This window comes from Shewanella sp. SM74 (genome assembly GCF_025653725.1).
GTDB classification, from domain to species: Bacteria; Pseudomonadota; Gammaproteobacteria; order Enterobacterales; family Shewanellaceae; genus Shewanella; species Shewanella oncorhynchi.
The window spans coordinates 166,825-180,561 of the sequence record NZ_JAKKRZ010000006.1; the positions used below are offsets into that span (position 1 = coordinate 166,825).

Annotated in this window: 15 protein-coding genes; 12 read left to right on the forward strand and 3 right to left on the reverse strand. The window is 44.4% G+C overall.

The annotated features are described in order from the left end of the window. Positions 1 to 15: 15 nt before the first annotated feature. Entirely contained in the window at positions 16 to 426 is a 411-nt protein-coding gene (locus L5M49_RS08585; protein ID WP_105251847.1) for a phosphate ABC transporter substrate-binding protein, read from the reverse strand. A 9-nt stretch (positions 427 to 435) separates the two neighbouring features. Beyond that, entirely contained in the window at positions 436 to 1,512 is a 1,077-nt protein-coding gene (locus tag L5M49_RS08590; protein ID WP_168823015.1) for a porin, read from the reverse strand. A gap of 691 nt (positions 1,513 to 2,203) precedes the next feature. On the opposite strand from L5M49_RS08590, the gene L5M49_RS08595 reads away from it, so the two are divergent. Genes L5M49_RS08595 through L5M49_RS08605 form a run of 3 tightly spaced genes read left to right on the forward strand, consistent with a single transcriptional unit; the run spans position 2,204 to position 3,961 of the window. After that, positions 2,204 to 3,346, forward strand: a complete 1,143-nt coding sequence (locus L5M49_RS08595) for a transglutaminase-like domain-containing protein (protein WP_263265845.1) — start codon at positions 2,204 to 2,206, stop codon at positions 3,344 to 3,346. Between the two features lie 16 nt (positions 3,347 to 3,362). Further along, positions 3,363 to 3,680: a hypothetical protein gene (locus L5M49_RS08600; RefSeq protein WP_317630117.1), complete on the forward strand. Its 318-nt coding sequence runs from the start codon at positions 3,363 to 3,365 to the stop codon at positions 3,678 to 3,680. Further along, positions 3,677 to 3,961: a heavy-metal-associated domain-containing protein gene (locus tag L5M49_RS08605; RefSeq protein ID WP_263265847.1), complete on the forward strand. Its 285-nt coding sequence runs from the start codon at positions 3,677 to 3,679 to the stop codon at positions 3,959 to 3,961. Before L5M49_RS08600 ends, L5M49_RS08605 begins: the two co-directional genes overlap by 4 nt. A 153-nt stretch (positions 3,962 to 4,114) precedes the next feature. Here the strand turns inward: L5M49_RS08605 and L5M49_RS08610 are convergent, their stop codons facing one another. Continuing rightward, positions 4,115 to 4,639: a hypothetical protein gene (locus tag L5M49_RS08610; protein WP_131523634.1), complete on the reverse strand. Its 525-nt coding sequence runs from the start codon at positions 4,637 to 4,639 to the stop codon at positions 4,115 to 4,117. Positions 4,640 to 4,912: 273 nt separating this feature from the next. Here L5M49_RS08610 and L5M49_RS08615 point away from each other — a divergent pair, with 273 nt between their 5' ends. The 9 genes from L5M49_RS08615 (at position 4,913) to L5M49_RS08655 (ending at position 13,734) form a co-directional block, all read left to right on the forward strand. Beyond that, positions 4,913 to 5,866 (forward strand): YbgA family protein, encoded by a 954-nt coding sequence (locus tag L5M49_RS08615; RefSeq protein ID WP_263265848.1) that lies wholly within the window; start codon positions 4,913 to 4,915, stop codon positions 5,864 to 5,866. 60 nt (positions 5,867 to 5,926) lie between these two features. Further along, on the forward strand, positions 5,927 to 6,958 hold the full coding sequence (locus L5M49_RS08620; RefSeq protein WP_198573744.1) for a MerR family transcriptional regulator: 1,032 nt from the start codon (positions 5,927 to 5,929) through the stop codon (positions 6,956 to 6,958). Then, on the forward strand, positions 6,945 to 8,447 hold the full coding sequence (phrB, locus tag L5M49_RS08625; protein WP_263235786.1) for a deoxyribodipyrimidine photo-lyase: 1,503 nt from the start codon (positions 6,945 to 6,947) through the stop codon (positions 8,445 to 8,447). Before L5M49_RS08620 ends, phrB begins: the two co-directional genes overlap by 14 nt. 23 nt (positions 8,448 to 8,470) lie before the next feature. Further along, the gene (locus L5M49_RS08630; protein ID WP_173243599.1) at positions 8,471 to 8,917 is read left to right on the forward strand and encodes a nuclear transport factor 2 family protein; all 447 of its coding nucleotides are present in this window, start codon (positions 8,471 to 8,473) and stop codon (positions 8,915 to 8,917) included. Then, entirely contained in the window at positions 8,917 to 9,717 is an 801-nt protein-coding gene (locus L5M49_RS08635) for an SDR family NAD(P)-dependent oxidoreductase (RefSeq protein ID WP_173497571.1), read from the forward strand. Before L5M49_RS08630 ends, L5M49_RS08635 begins: the two co-directional genes overlap by 1 nt. Further along, positions 9,714 to 10,964, forward strand: coding sequence for an NAD(P)/FAD-dependent oxidoreductase (locus L5M49_RS08640; protein WP_263265849.1), 1,251 nt, complete (start codon positions 9,714 to 9,716; stop codon positions 10,962 to 10,964). The genes L5M49_RS08635 and L5M49_RS08640 overlap by 4 nt, the downstream gene beginning before the upstream one ends. Continuing rightward, positions 10,961 to 11,785 carry a DUF1365 domain-containing protein gene (locus tag L5M49_RS08645; protein ID WP_198573741.1) on the forward strand — a complete coding sequence of 275 codons (825 nt, stop codon included), beginning with the start codon at positions 10,961 to 10,963 and terminating at the stop codon, positions 11,783 to 11,785. Before L5M49_RS08640 ends, L5M49_RS08645 begins: the two co-directional genes overlap by 4 nt. Position 11,786: 1 nt before the next feature. Then, the gene (locus tag L5M49_RS08650; RefSeq protein WP_173497574.1) at positions 11,787 to 13,061 is read left to right on the forward strand and encodes an SAM-dependent methyltransferase; all 1,275 of its coding nucleotides are present in this window, start codon (positions 11,787 to 11,789) and stop codon (positions 13,059 to 13,061) included. Between the two features lie 91 nt (positions 13,062 to 13,152). Further along, entirely contained in the window at positions 13,153 to 13,734 is a 582-nt protein-coding gene (locus tag L5M49_RS08655) for a DUF2878 domain-containing protein (RefSeq protein ID WP_173497575.1), read from the forward strand. The last annotated feature ends 3 nt before the right edge of the window (positions 13,735 to 13,737 follow it).

Here is a 13,737-nt window from a genome sequence, read left to right on the forward strand (position 1 = left end):
GCTCGGCACTCCAATCTAAAACTCGGCAATAACTTTTACCGAATCATTGGCCTCACTACTATCAATATAGCCAATAATATTGGGGTTCGATGCAACTAATTTTATCATCTCCGCCCCACTAGTGACTTCCTTGGGTGGCGTTCCTTTACCTGTAAATACTTTTTGTGACCAATATGACTTAAGTTGGCTGGATGACTTGCCCAGCACTTTAGTATCAAAGGTTTCCCTTAAGGGCATAGCACTGTCAAGATTGACTGGCACGGCCTGCGCTCCACCAGGAAAGGTCTTTGTTTTCCCTAGAAAAATATTTTCAATAACCTTTTGGTCGACAGTGTCAGCATTACTGGGATGAACGATGACAACCACACCAGCAAATAGTGGCATTGAGACTAAGCTGAGTAGGATTAAGCAAAGTAACTTATTCATTTCTCTCTCCTAAAATACTAAGTCAATGCCAAGACTGATGGATTTCGAATCCCCTGCGACTTTCATGCCTGGGCCACCGTCATCTTTAACGTCATCATACTGAATTTTAAAGGCCGCCGAAGGATGGAAATCCCAACGTATACCTGCAGAACTTGTATGGTGAACTTCACCGCCTTCACCATCATTGAAGTCTGAATAGGAAATGTAAGGCATCACTGAATCGATACGATAGCCGAACGAGAGAAGATAAGTATCTAGATTACTCCCATCGAGATCTAAGCGGTTAAGCTCAGATAAAAAAAGGAAATTCTCATAATCTATATTAACGGATAGGCCATAAAACTTACCCGTACGTTGGTTGCTACCATTCCATTCCTGCTGAATACCACCAATATAACGTTCGTTAGTGTATTGCATATGCGTGAGGCGAATATCTAACCAATCTTTATTGAATTGAACAACAATACCGCCTATATCCTTCCATACTTCTCGGGTATTTTCGAGGAAGAAAAAATCAGATAAAAGCTTATTAGGTTCGCTATCTTCGCTACCGTAATAAACTTGTCCAGACATAGTCCAGTCGCCAATTAAATAGTTATATAAGGCGCTGACACCTGTGTAGTTAAATATTTGCCATGTGTAATTATCTGCGGGTGGACGTATCCAAGGATAAGCATATCCCACATCAAAAAAGTCACTGTAATAGTAGAGCGGTAAGCGTTTCTTACCTCCTTGTACTGTCCAATGATCATTGATCTCATAGGACAGATAAGCCCATTCAAAACTTGCCGAAAAGTCATCAGCCCCGCGGGAAACAACCTGTGCAGTGGCAGATAAACCTTCGAGCAAATCCGCTGAGAATTGAATACCAAATAAGGTATCGGGTTTGAAACTAATATCTTCATCATAGGCACCAACGAGTGGATAGTCGGCGAGAAAGGTGGGTCCTAAATCAAACTCTGCAACGCCCGAACCTTCGAGAACTTGACCAGCAACAACTGAAGCAAAACCTGAAATGTTGACTTCTGCATAAGCGGTGGAGCTGAGCAAAAGTGAGCAAAGACCTAATGAAAGCTTATGTTTCATAAAAAAGCCCTTTAAGTGAGTATATTCGTTTTTAAGCCTAGAACAGGTACAAACATACGCAAACTTTTATTAAACATTTTTGCAACATGGTGGTCTGGCTCCCATTTTGAAAGATAAGTTTGATATTTTATGAGTAAAAAGCGTTAGGTAATTCGAGCTAACTTAAGTCAAAACTGTAAGTTCAATATTCTAAATTTGGAATGATTACTCAGCCATACCCATTAAACTGTTCAGGTGAGACTGTGATCTCCCTGAAAACTGTTTCGAAAATTTGCCAAAGAATATTACTGATTTTGCTAAATGAGAGACTCAAAGCTTGAGTGAAAAGTGGTGAGATAATTATCTTTATTAACAACATTAGCCAAAGCTAAATATGGTTGTTACTTAGCCTTTAGATTATAAAAATAACGTAATTGATACTTTTTTATTAAACTAAAATTGTTTTTTTACATAAAAATGCTCTAAATCTATCATTGATTATGCTTGTTAAGTCAACGTCGATATTTATTCCATTTTCATGTGTATGCCAGCGCTGTAGCATATTTTACTGAGTCTTTTTCTCCGATGTAGTGGTTTTATACTGTATGGTTAGCGGCTTGATTGCTGCACAGTGCTATAGCACCTATAATCTTGCTCTCTTATGTTGAGTTTCTCTTCTTCCTAAACATGATCCAATAAAAGGAATGTCATAATGCAAAGACGCAATTTTTTAAAAAGTGCGGCTATTTTGTCGACTGCGGGTTTTATCACGCCGGTACTGGCATCTTCCTCTAAACCGAGTGTCGTTGAACATAGCTCAAGCGATGGACGCCGCCGTTTTATCTTAACCAACACTTACCATCTTGTTGCCCCAGAAGGGTCTGAGGGTGTGGTTAAGTTGTGGATCCCTTTGCCCGAAGACACGCAATTCCAATTGGTGAGTCAGCTGAATTTTACGGGCAGTTTTAAAGACGCCTATATCAGCTCAAACAACAGTTATGGTGCCAAAACCCTGTTTGCGACTTGGCCCGATGCCAAAGCGAACATGACAATAACGGTTGAGCTTGATATTGAAACGATAGATTGGGAACCCGTTAAAAGCGGCGCCTTAACCCATTACCGCACCCCAGAGCAGATACATTATCCTGCAGATGTTGAACGTTATTTGCTGCCGACTAAACACATGCCGATTAATGGTATTGTGAAGCAAACAGCAGATAAGATCGTTGGCAGCGAGACTGAACCACTGAAGCAAGCACGACTGATTTATCTTTGGGTTAGCGCTAATATGTTCCGCGATAATAGCGTGATTGGTTGTGGTACGGGTGATGTAGCAAGTATCCTCGAAAGTGGCAAGTTAGGCGGTAAGTGTACCGATATTAACTCAGTATTTGTGGCGTTAATGCGCGCAGTGGGGATCCCTGCCCGTGAGATGTTTGGGATTCGCTTAGGTCAGGCGATCAAGATGGGCGAATACTCTAAAAAGGCCTTTGGTAGTGCCGATGACAAAGGGGTTGCCGATGTCAGTGGTGGTCAACATTGTCGCGCTATGTTCTATTTAGCGGGTTATGGTTGGTTGCCGGCCGATCCTGCCGATGTGACAAAAATGCGTTTGACGGAGAAAAAAGAACACAGCGATCTCGCAGTTCAGGCCGTGAATGATTACCTCTTTGGCAATTGGGAAATGAACTGGGTTGGCTTTAACTATGGCCGCGACTTTGATTTATTCCCTACAGCCGAACAGACACCACTGAATAATTTTGGCTACCCGTATGCCGAAGTTGATGGCGATCCCGTGAACTATTATGAGCCTAAAGTGTTTGCCTATGACTACCAGTCAACCGAACAACGCTAAGGGCCTCTTCGCGACTATGGCCGCCGCAGTGGTTGCTGCGGTTGTTTCAAGCCTATGCTGTATTGCACCGCTTATTTATCTGGTGTTCGGGGTGTCGGCCGCAAGTCTGTCGGGGATTGAGCAACTGAGCTGGCTGCAAGTGCCCATGTTGATACTGTCGACTGGGCTGATTCTGATGGGATTTTGGCGGCTCTATTTTGCTAAAAAGCCACTGTGTACCGCGACGTTGAGTCGTACTCAGATGCTGTGGCTGTACTGGTTAACTGTACCTGTTGTGCTGGTATTTCAGTCATATCCTTTTGTATTACCTTGGTTATTAGAGATGCTTGAATGAAGTTAGTGTTATTTCTCGCCTTAAGTCTGTGTTCAGCGTCGAGCTGGGCGGCAAACGTGCTGGTCACCTTAGATGTTAAGGGCATGACTTGTCCGCTGTGTGTCACTGTCGTGAATAAAGCCCTGCGTAAAACCGATGGGGTGATTAAGGCCAAAGCTTCGTTAAAAACGGAGCAAGCAATAGTGACTGTGCCAGAGAATTTTAATCTAGATAGTTTGCTTAAGGCCGTCGACGAAACTGGGTATAAGGGCAGTATTAATAAGGTAGAAAAACAATCCTAAGCGTCGGTGTCTTTAGTAACGGATTGAGCGACATTATAAAATATCAGTCTAGCTTCAAATGATTAGACTGATATTTCACCGAGAAAATACACTCTGTATCCCACCTGTTACTTCCTTCACTGCCTACTTTTTCCTTTGCGGGTCATTTCTTCGTTAGCTGTAATACACCTCGGGCTCGATACGACGTTGCCGCTCTTCATTTTTCTCCGATGATTCTTTAATCAGATCCAATTTTTGCGCTTGCAGTAATTCTAGTTGCTTGGCTTTTTGTTCTTCAGATAGATTTTCATCGGCTGCAACCTTCGCCATTTCTTCATCTATCTTATTAATTTTATCCCTATCGACTCCTGTACGGTTATCTAAAATAGCCTGCATGGCTTTGTCCAACCTGTTGATGCTTTTGTCTGGTTCAGGCGTGCCTGCAATGGCTTGCAGATTACCCGTGTAGCCTTGTTTAGCGTTAGGGGCCAGATGGCTATAGGTATCGGCAGTCGTTACCGATGCTGCAGAGGAGAGCGTTACAGTATCTTGGCTTATTGATGATGTTAGATTCGTCGCCGTCATTGAATTTGCACGAGTTCCTAGGCCATTTGTGCTCGGCTCGACTTGCTTGAGTGGCACATTGGCATAACTTTTCGCAAAGGTATTGGTATAACTATTAGGGTTAATTGTGCTCATATCCGACTCCTTTATATATGAATCTGTCCCTTGGCCACCAGCGGTTTAAAATGTTGAGCGGTTAACTAATGGGTGTTGCTGGACGTTTCAATATTATCTGATGACAACTTTGCAATTTGAATTAGCAAGTTATAGGCCAAGTTAGGTTTATTTGTGGTTGATTTATCAGGAGTCACTGTTAAACGATACTTTTAAAAAATATTTATACAAAAACTTGATCCTTGTACAACTATGGTCCGTAATTAAAGGCATAGTGATACAAGGAGTCTACTTATGTACAAGTTTAACCCGCAGCGAATTCAGATTGGGATCAGCGCTTGTCTATTGGGGGAGAAGGTTCGTTTTGATGGCGGACATAAAAATTCGACCTATTGTAATCAAGAGATTAAGCAATTTTTCGATTATGTGCCTATCTGTCCAGAAATAGCGATTGGCTTAGGTGCGCCCCGTAAAAGTATCCGACTAGTCCGTGATGGGGAAACCATCTTAGTTCAGAGTGGTGACGGTAGCTTAGATGTGACCGATAAGCTCAATGAATACAGCGAAAACAAGGTTGAAGAGCTCGATTTCCTCGGAGGATACTTACTTTGCGCTAAGTCGCCAACCTGCGGCATGGAGCGGGTAAAAGAGTATAAAATTGGCACTAACAATGGTTCTAAGTCTGGCATTGGTGTATTTGCTCGCAAGTTGATGGAACGGTATCCACTATTGCCCGTGGAAGAAGAAGGCCGCTTGCATGACATGGTGCTGCGGGAGAACTTTTTCACCCGCGTTTATGCCTATCACGATTGGCACCTGATGAAACATGAAGGGCTGACTAAGCATAAGTTAGTGAAGTTTCATTCCCGCTATAAATACCTATTAATGGCACACAGCCCGACATGGTATCGCGAGCTTGGGCCGATAGTGGCCAATATTGAGGATCTTGAGCAAAGCGCGACCCGCTACTTTGAAGGCTTTATGACGGCGCTGAAAATTAATGCGACCCGTAAAAATCATACCAGTACGCTGCAGCATATTCAGGGTTACTTTAAAAAGCATTTGAGCAAAGAGCAAAAGATAGAACTGTCTGAAGCGATTATGAAATATCGCCAAGGTCTATTGCCGTTATTAGTACCTATCACGCTCATTAACCATTATTTACGCGAATTTCCAACACCTTATATTGAAGAGCAAGTGTACTTAAACCCTCATCCTGAGGCGTTAAAGCTGCGCTATGCCTATTAACGTTTATCTAATCGCATTCAGTTGATTTTAGCTTTTGATTTAGTGAGTTATTACTGAAATATGAAACAAACTATAGAGAACACGGCCCACACAGAACCCAATGGTGAGATATTACTCCCCATCGGTGAAGTGTCGGCCTTAACGGGCGTGAATGCCGTGACCTTAAGGGCATGGCAGCGCCGTTTTGGTTTAGTGATCCCTGCACGTACACCCAAGGGACACAGATTATATACGAGCGAAAATATCCAAGAAATCCATGAGATTAATGCATGGCTAGCTAAAGGTGTTGCGATCAGTAAGGTTAAACCTTTGCTGATGAGTGCTGCTAAATCTTCATTTACAGAAATAGTTCAAACTCAAGCCATTGATTTATGGTGCGAGCAAGTCACTGCGCTCAATACGGCATTATTCGATTTCAATCAGCACAAATTACAGCAGATATTAGATGATGCATTTGGCTTATATCCTTTCCAATTGGTGAAAGAAAAGTTGCTACAACCTTGGCTTAATCAACTCGAGGACTTAGTGAATGAGCGGCTTGATGCCGAGTTAATTATTGCTTGGTTAAAGAGCGAGTTACTTAACCGAGTGGGTGGACGTCATGCCTTTAATGGACAGGCCGTGACGGCGAGAATCGCTGTGGTGAGTCTATCCCGTGGGGTACATACCTCGCTTAATTCCACCCGCACTAACATTTTGTTTTCTCTACTTCTATCGCTCGAGTTAGCGTCGCTGCGGGTATCGGTTATTGATCTTGGCGAGCAAGCCATGGGCAGTTTACCTTTGCTGCGAGGCAGGCTTAACGTCGATGCACTTTTGCTTATTCCCGACTCAAATCATTCGGGTTCTGAACAGACTGAAATGCTGACTGTATTGGAACAAATGACTTTCCCATGCTGGTTTATGGGTCCTTTTGCGCCAACGTTAAGCTCTTTATCTGCTTTTTTGGCGTCTTCGACGACGGACTTGATTGGAAAAATGTCATCTCGTTTAGCGGGGAAGGTGAATAGAAGCCTTAAGTACAGTGGAAAGATGAATACCGTGAATCAAAGCGAGCAGATAAATAGCGAGAAAAACAATGACATTAGCTAACGATTCAATGCCAATAGATTCAATTCCAATAAAAGTGCAGGGCAATAATGCGCTGATGTGGTTTCGCCAAGATTTACGCCTTGCCGATAATCAGGCATTAACCGCCGCTTGCGATTGGGCGCGGGAGAATGGCGTGGCACTTAAGGCCATTTACATTGCTACGCCAGCTCAGTGGCAGCGCCATGACGTTGCGCCCATTCAGTTGGATTTTATCGAACGTCATATCAATTTACTTGCCCAAGGACTGGCGAGTCTTGGTATTGGATTCGAGTTAATTCAGTTAGATACCTTTGCTGATGTACCTGAGTTTATCGGTCACTATTGCCAGCAACTGGGGATTGGTCGAGTGTTTGCTGGTCGCGAGCCTGAGATTAACGAGCAACAGCGCGACCAAGCCTGTATTCAATCGGGGATTCCTCTGGTGTTAACCGATGAGCATTGTTTGCTTAAGCCGGGCACTGTGCTGAATTTGTCCGGCGACATGTACAAGGTTTTCACTCCTTTTAGCCGTAAGTGGCGAGAAATTGCCGCCCGCTATGCCATTTTGCCGCTTCCTGTTCCGGCGCCACTTGGACCTGTGTTGGCCGAGCCAAAGCCGCTTTTGTTTAACAATGTCACTAAAGTGTCGAGTGAACTTTGGGCTGCGGGAGAAGGGCAGGCAAAGCGTTTGCTCTCGGCATTTATTCAGCAGAAAGTGCAGGATTATAAGCAAGATAGGGATTTCCCCGCCATTGATGGTACTAGCTCAATTTCACCTTATCTTGCCATTGGTGTGGTGAGCCCAAGACAATGCGTTGCCGCGCTACTGCATCAATTCCCTGAGGTGATTGTCGACGACACTAGCCCTGCTCGTACTTGGTTAAATGAGCTTACTTGGCGTGAGTTTTACCGTCATTTGCTGGTGGCATTTCCCGATTTATCTAAGAATCACAATTTCAATCGTCAAGCCGACCATGTGCAGTGGCGTAATAACCCGCAGGAGTTTGCTGCTTGGTGTGAAGGTCGTACTGGCTATCCGATTGTGGATGCGGCTATGCGCCAACTCAATCAAACGGGTTGGATGCACAATCGGCTGCGTATGGTGGTGGCGAGTTTCCTGACTAAACATCTGCTGATTGACTGGCGCTGGGGCGAGCGCTATTTCCGCCAAAAACTGATTGATGGTGACTTAGCCGCGAATAATGGCGGCTGGCAGTGGTCTGCGGGTTGTGGCTGCGATGCTCAGCCTTATTTCCGTATTTTTAATCCTATAAGCCAGAGTGAAAAGTTTGATCCAGATGGCAGCTTTATCCGTAAGTATTTACCAGAGCTCGCATCTTGGGGAATTAAGCAATTACATCAACCCAGTACAGCGCAGACACCGTCCTTGTTTGAACCGCCGTTATTCAACACTAAAACGGCTTATCCAAGTGCGATTGTCGAGCACAGTGCAGCAAGAGCAAGGGCATTAACCGTATTAGGCGTATTGAAAAAGGCCACGGCCCAATAAATAGGATCAGGAGCAATAACAAGATGATAAACCAAGCGACGACTGAGACTAATACGCTTGTTGATGATTTTATTCAGCTTTATCAAGCTTTGAATAAAGATAACTTGCATCTGTTAGGTCGGGTTTACGACGACAGTATTAGTTTTACCGATCCTATGCATCAAATCACAGGGCTAGCGTCGTTAACTCAGTACTTCGCGAAGTTATATAAGAATGTTAAGCATATTCAGTTTGAGATCAAAGAAGTGCAGCAGGATGCGAACCAAGCCGCGCTGTTTTGGCAGATGCAATATTGCCACCCTAAGTTGAATAAAGGCGAACTTATCCGTGTTGACGGCATGAGTCAACTTAAGTTCGACGACAAGATTTATTTTCACAGGGATTACTTCGACTTAGGGCAAATGTTGTACGAGCATTTGCCTTGCATGGGCGGGCTTATCCGTTTGCTCAAAGATAGGGCGGCAAAATAATGAGCGCTGTTAAGCCATTGAAAATAAATACCGTGCTGATTACGGGTGCAAGCTCAGGCATTGGGCTGCGACTGGCTCAGGATTATTTAGCCTTAGGTTGGCATGTCATTGCCTGTGGCCGATCGCAAGAAAGGTTAGAGTCGTTAGCCTTGAATGAACTAGTCGGTGCTACGTTGTTTATCTTCGATATATCCCAGCGCGACCAAGTTCAACAAGCTGGCCAAAATGTAGCTGAGCTATTGGCGAAAACAGATTCTCAGCTCGATTTGGTCATTTTGAATGCGGGCAGTTGTGAATATATTGATGATGCTAAGGCTTTCGATGATGTGTTGTTCGAGCGCGTTATCCATACCAATCTAATTGCAATGGGATATTGCCTCGGGGCATTTTTACCTTTAATGCCAAGGGGTTCACGTATTGGCTTAATGAGTTCCAGCGCTATTTATTTACCTTTCCCTCGCGCTGAAGCTTACGGCGCCTCTAAAGCCGGCGTGCAGTATTTAGCCTCGAGTCTTGCGCTCGATCTTGCCAAGAACGACATAGGCGTGAGCTTGATTTGCCCTGGTTTTGTGGCGACACCACTGACCGCAAAAAATGATTTTTCTATGCCAATGCAAGTGAGTGTACAAACCGCTTCTAAGGCGATACGTAATGGGCTGAAAGGTGGCAAGCGCGAGATCCATTTTCCGCGACGCTTTACTTATCTATTGAAGTTGATGTCGTTTTTACCTGCCTTTGTGTGGCAAAAAATGATTGCAAACGATACTCAAGCCAAGCCGCTAAAGGACAATAGTTTATGAAAAATATCGCCATCATCGGCACCGGCATTTCTGGATTAACCTGTGGCCATCTATTAAGTGAGTCGCACAGGGTTACAGTGTTTGAGGCCAATGACTATATCGGCGGCCACACGGCGACAGTCGATGTGGAGCATCAAGGGCAAACCTACGCTATAGACACAGGTTTCATCGTGTTTAATGACAGAACATATCCACGATTTGAACGTTTATTGGCTCGCCTTAATGTCACCATATTACCGACTGAGATGAGTTTTAGCGTGCACAATGCGCTGACTGGGCTTGAATACAACGGCCACAATTTAGGTAGTTTGTTTGCCCAAAAGCGTAACCTCCTGAATCCACGCTTTTGGGCCTTTTTAAAAGAAATTTTGCGCTTCAATAAAGGCTGTAAGGCACTCTATCAACAGGATATTTATCCCGAAGGTAACTTAGGTGATTATTTAGACAATGAACACTTCTCACCATTTTTCGCTGAGCATTACATTTTGCCCATGGGCGCAGCGATTTGGTCTTCGAGCATAGAAGATATGCGCGCGTTTTCGTTGAAGTTTTTTATTCGTTTCTTCCAGCACCATGGTTTATTAAATGTCAGTGATAGACCCCAGTGGTATGTGCTAAAGGGGGGCTCGCGTAGCTATATTCCTGATCTTATTGCGCCCTTTAAAGACAATATCCGCCTTAACTCACCCGTGACAGGTATTGAGCGCCATGGCCATGGGGTGAAGTTACAAGTCCACGGTGAATGGTTGGAATTTGATGAGGTAATTTTAGCCTGTCACAGCGACCAAGCACTGCGGATGTTAAACGATCCTACGCCAACAGAACGCGCCATTTTAGGCGATCTCAGCTACCAGAATAACGATGTGGTGCTGCACATGGATACGCGTATTTTACCTAAGCGAAAAGCAGCCTGGGCGAGTTGGAATTATAGGTTAGATGGTAATCTAAAACGTCCAGCGTCAGTGACTTACAACATGAACATACTGCAACAGTTGCCAGCCAATGCGCCGACCTTTTGTGTCACCTTGAATCAGTCAGAGTTGATTGATGAGTCGAAAGTGATACGCCGCTTCAATTATGCCCACCCAGTGTTTAACGAAGCCAGTCTTAAGGCTCAGGGCCGCCGTGAGGAAATATCTGGGCAAAATCATACCCATTTTGCTGGCGCCTATTGGCACAATGGTTTCCATGAAGATGGCGTTCGCAGTGCACTTGATGTGTGTGCCCATTTTGGTGTCAGCCTATGACAGGTTTAAATGTGACAGGTCTAAATATGACAGAGCTCAATAGCGGTATTTATTACGGTACTGTATCCCACAGCCGTTTTACACCGATTAAACATAGCTTTAGTTATGCCATGGCGCTGTTGGCGATTGATTTAGATGAAGTCGATAAGATCAGTGCCATGGGGCGAGTTTTTGCCAGCCAGCGCCGCGCTTTACTGAGATTCAATCCTAAAGACTATTTAACTTCTTTTACGACTAAATCCAATGACAGCGGTGAAGTGGCTGTTGTCGATCCGAGCGCAGCTGCACTCAAGAGTCGCGTATTGACTCAAGTGGCAGCGTTAGGCGCAGATAAACTGTGCGATCGAGTTTTGTTTGTGGGTCAGATCCGTCATTTTGGCGTGTATTTTAGCCCAGTAAATTTCTACTTTTGTTATCAAGATCAAACGCCTTTATACATGTTGGCCGAGGTGAGTAACACGCCTTGGGATCAGCGCCATTGCTATTTAGTCGATTTAGCCGCGCCCAAACCTTCTGACAAAGTGTTTCACGTGTCTCCCTTTATGACTCTCGATATGCGTTATCTCTGGCATGTGTCTGCGCCGAGTGAAGACTTAAACATTGGTATTGAAAACAAGTCGATGCAAGAGAATGGCAAAAAACTGTTTAATGCCAATTTAGTGATGAAACGCCAACCGATCACGGCGGCCAATTTACGGACGCTTTTGTTTCGCTTCCCTTTTATGACTCTCAAGATCTTCTTCGGGATTTATTGGCAAGCGCTAAAACTCTTTTTTAAACGTGTGCCCTTTGTGCCGCATCCAGCTCAGATGGAGAAATAACATGGAAAATACGGCTTCGCAAACCTCAGTCACCACAGGGAAACTGCCCGACAGTATTGCGCGTAAAGTCTTGCTTAAGGCGCTGGAAAGTCTCCCACATGGCTGCTTGACCTTGGTTGAGGGCGACAAGAGTTATCGTTTTGGTGAGAGTCATACCGACTTGCACGCTACGCTTGTGGTTAAACACCCGAGTTTTTATCGTCAAATAATGCTTTCAGGCTCCATTGGTGCGGGTGAAGGTTATATTCAAGGCCATTGGACGAGCCCTGATCTCACCAAAGTCGTACAACTGTTTGCCCGTAATTTAGCCTTACTCGATAAGATTGAAGCCAAATTCTCTTGGTTAACTGGCACGATAAACCGTGTGAAGCATGTGCTGAATCGCAATTCTCAAGAGGGCTCAAAGCGGAATATTCTCGCCCACTATGATTTGGGTAATGCTATGTATGAGCAATTCCTCGACCGTGAAATGTTGTATTCCAGCGCGCTTTATCCACATGAGGAAGCCAGTTTGCAGGAAGCGCAGTTGTTTAAGCTGATGACTATTTGTGAACGACTCGATTTACAGCCAGGTCAAACCTTGCTTGAGATTGGTACAGGCTGGGGCGCGCTGGCTATTTATGCGGCTAAGCATTATGGCGTACACGTTACAACAACAACGATTTCAGATGCGCAATATGCCTATACCAAAGCCCGTGTCGAACGCGAAGGGCTAAGCGATAAAGTGACGCTGTTGACAGAGGACTATCGCAATCTCACTGGAGAATACGACAGGGTTGTTTCTATCGAGATGATTGAAGCGGTAGGGCATGAGTATTTACCAGGCTTCTTTAAAAAGTTGGAAACATTGTTAAAACCCAATGGGCGCATGCTGCTACAGGCGATAACGATTGCCGATCAACGTTACGACAGTTATCGCAAAAGTGTGGATTTTATTCAGCGTTATATTTTCCCCGGTGGCTGCTTACCCTCAGTGAGCCAAATGGTCGGTCACATTGCTAAACAGACGGACATGGTGGTCTGGTCGCTCAATGATATGGGGCTCGATTACGCTAAAACCTTAAAACATTGGCATGAGAATTTTGATCATGCGATAGGCGAAATCCAAGCTTTAGGTTATGGCGATGATTTTATTCGGATGTGGAAATTTTACCTAAGTTATTGTGAAGGTGGATTTTTAGAACGTACCACAAGCACTGTGCATTTAGTGGCTGTGCGTCCGGACTATCGCATTGCTAGCCATCATCCCCCAAGCCATAGCCCTAATGCGATGTAATCTGTTTTGATTAAGCAGTCACTTTAGTGGAAATAACCATTTTCGTTGGAATGAGCCGCTTTGTTTGCAGCAAGATAAAAGTGAGGCAAAGATGAAGTCCATGTTAGCTAACTCTCGGGTTCCTTTTAAACATCAGGGCTTTATTCTCTATAACGCCTTGAGTTTTCAGGCTGTGTGGTGGTCTAGTGTACTTTGGCTTAACACCTCACTGTTGTTAACTATCCCTTTGTTATTATTTCACTTTATCCTGCTAGCTTCCTTAGGTAAGCCCGAGTATCGCAAAGTGGATTTGCTATTGATGCTAAAGGTTGCAGCCTTAGGAATAGGCGTCGATACCGTACTCTCTGTTTTAGGGGTGTTTGAGTTTGCTCTTTTCCCTTGGTGGCTTGGTTGCCTGTGGCTGCATTTTGCTTTGACCCTGAATCATAGCTTGGCCTTTATGCGACCTTTACCGCTGATATTTCAGGCGTTACTCGGGGGCATTTTTGGCGGGTTAAGCTATTTGGCTGGCGCACAATTTAATGCCGTGAGTTTGCCCTATGGCAATGTCATTTCTGCTGTGGTGTTATTTTTGGTTTGGCTAGTCTTGTTGCCATTTTTAACCCAACTTGCTAATCCCTATGGATTTAATCGAAGCACTAAAGCGCGTTCTTTTACTGTGTTTGGGCGTTAATTA

Excerpts from the sequence above, each read along its gene's own strand:
- L5M49_RS08585 (WP_105251847.1), bottom strand. The coding sequence starts at position 426 with ATGAATAAGTTACTTTGCTTAATCCTACTCAGCTTAGTCTCAATGCCA.
- L5M49_RS08590 (WP_168823015.1), bottom strand. The coding sequence starts at position 1,512 with ATGAAACATAAGCTTTCATTAGGTCTTTGCTCACTTTTGCTCAGCTCC.
- L5M49_RS08595 (WP_263265845.1), top strand. The coding sequence starts at position 2,204 with ATGCAAAGACGCAATTTTTTAAAAAGTGCGGCTATTTTGTCGACTGCG.
- L5M49_RS08600 (WP_317630117.1), top strand. The coding sequence starts at position 3,363 with ATGGCCGCCGCAGTGGTTGCTGCGGTTGTTTCAAGCCTATGCTGTATT.
- L5M49_RS08605 (WP_263265847.1), top strand. The coding sequence starts at position 3,677 with ATGAAGTTAGTGTTATTTCTCGCCTTAAGTCTGTGTTCAGCGTCGAGC.
- L5M49_RS08610 (WP_131523634.1), bottom strand. The coding sequence starts at position 4,639 with ATGAGCACAATTAACCCTAATAGTTATACCAATACCTTTGCGAAAAGT.
- L5M49_RS08615 (WP_263265848.1), top strand. The coding sequence starts at position 4,913 with ATGTACAAGTTTAACCCGCAGCGAATTCAGATTGGGATCAGCGCTTGT.
- L5M49_RS08620 (WP_198573744.1), top strand. The coding sequence starts at position 5,927 with ATGAAACAAACTATAGAGAACACGGCCCACACAGAACCCAATGGTGAG.
- phrB (WP_263235786.1), top strand. The coding sequence starts at position 6,945 with ATGACATTAGCTAACGATTCAATGCCAATAGATTCAATTCCAATAAAA.
- L5M49_RS08630 (WP_173243599.1), top strand. The coding sequence starts at position 8,471 with ATGATAAACCAAGCGACGACTGAGACTAATACGCTTGTTGATGATTTT.
- L5M49_RS08635 (WP_173497571.1), top strand. The coding sequence starts at position 8,917 with ATGAGCGCTGTTAAGCCATTGAAAATAAATACCGTGCTGATTACGGGT.
- L5M49_RS08640 (WP_263265849.1), top strand. The coding sequence starts at position 9,714 with ATGAAAAATATCGCCATCATCGGCACCGGCATTTCTGGATTAACCTGT.
- L5M49_RS08645 (WP_198573741.1), top strand. The coding sequence starts at position 10,961 with ATGACAGGTTTAAATGTGACAGGTCTAAATATGACAGAGCTCAATAGC.
- L5M49_RS08650 (WP_173497574.1), top strand. The coding sequence starts at position 11,787 with ATGGAAAATACGGCTTCGCAAACCTCAGTCACCACAGGGAAACTGCCC.
- L5M49_RS08655 (WP_173497575.1), top strand. The coding sequence starts at position 13,153 with ATGAAGTCCATGTTAGCTAACTCTCGGGTTCCTTTTAAACATCAGGGC.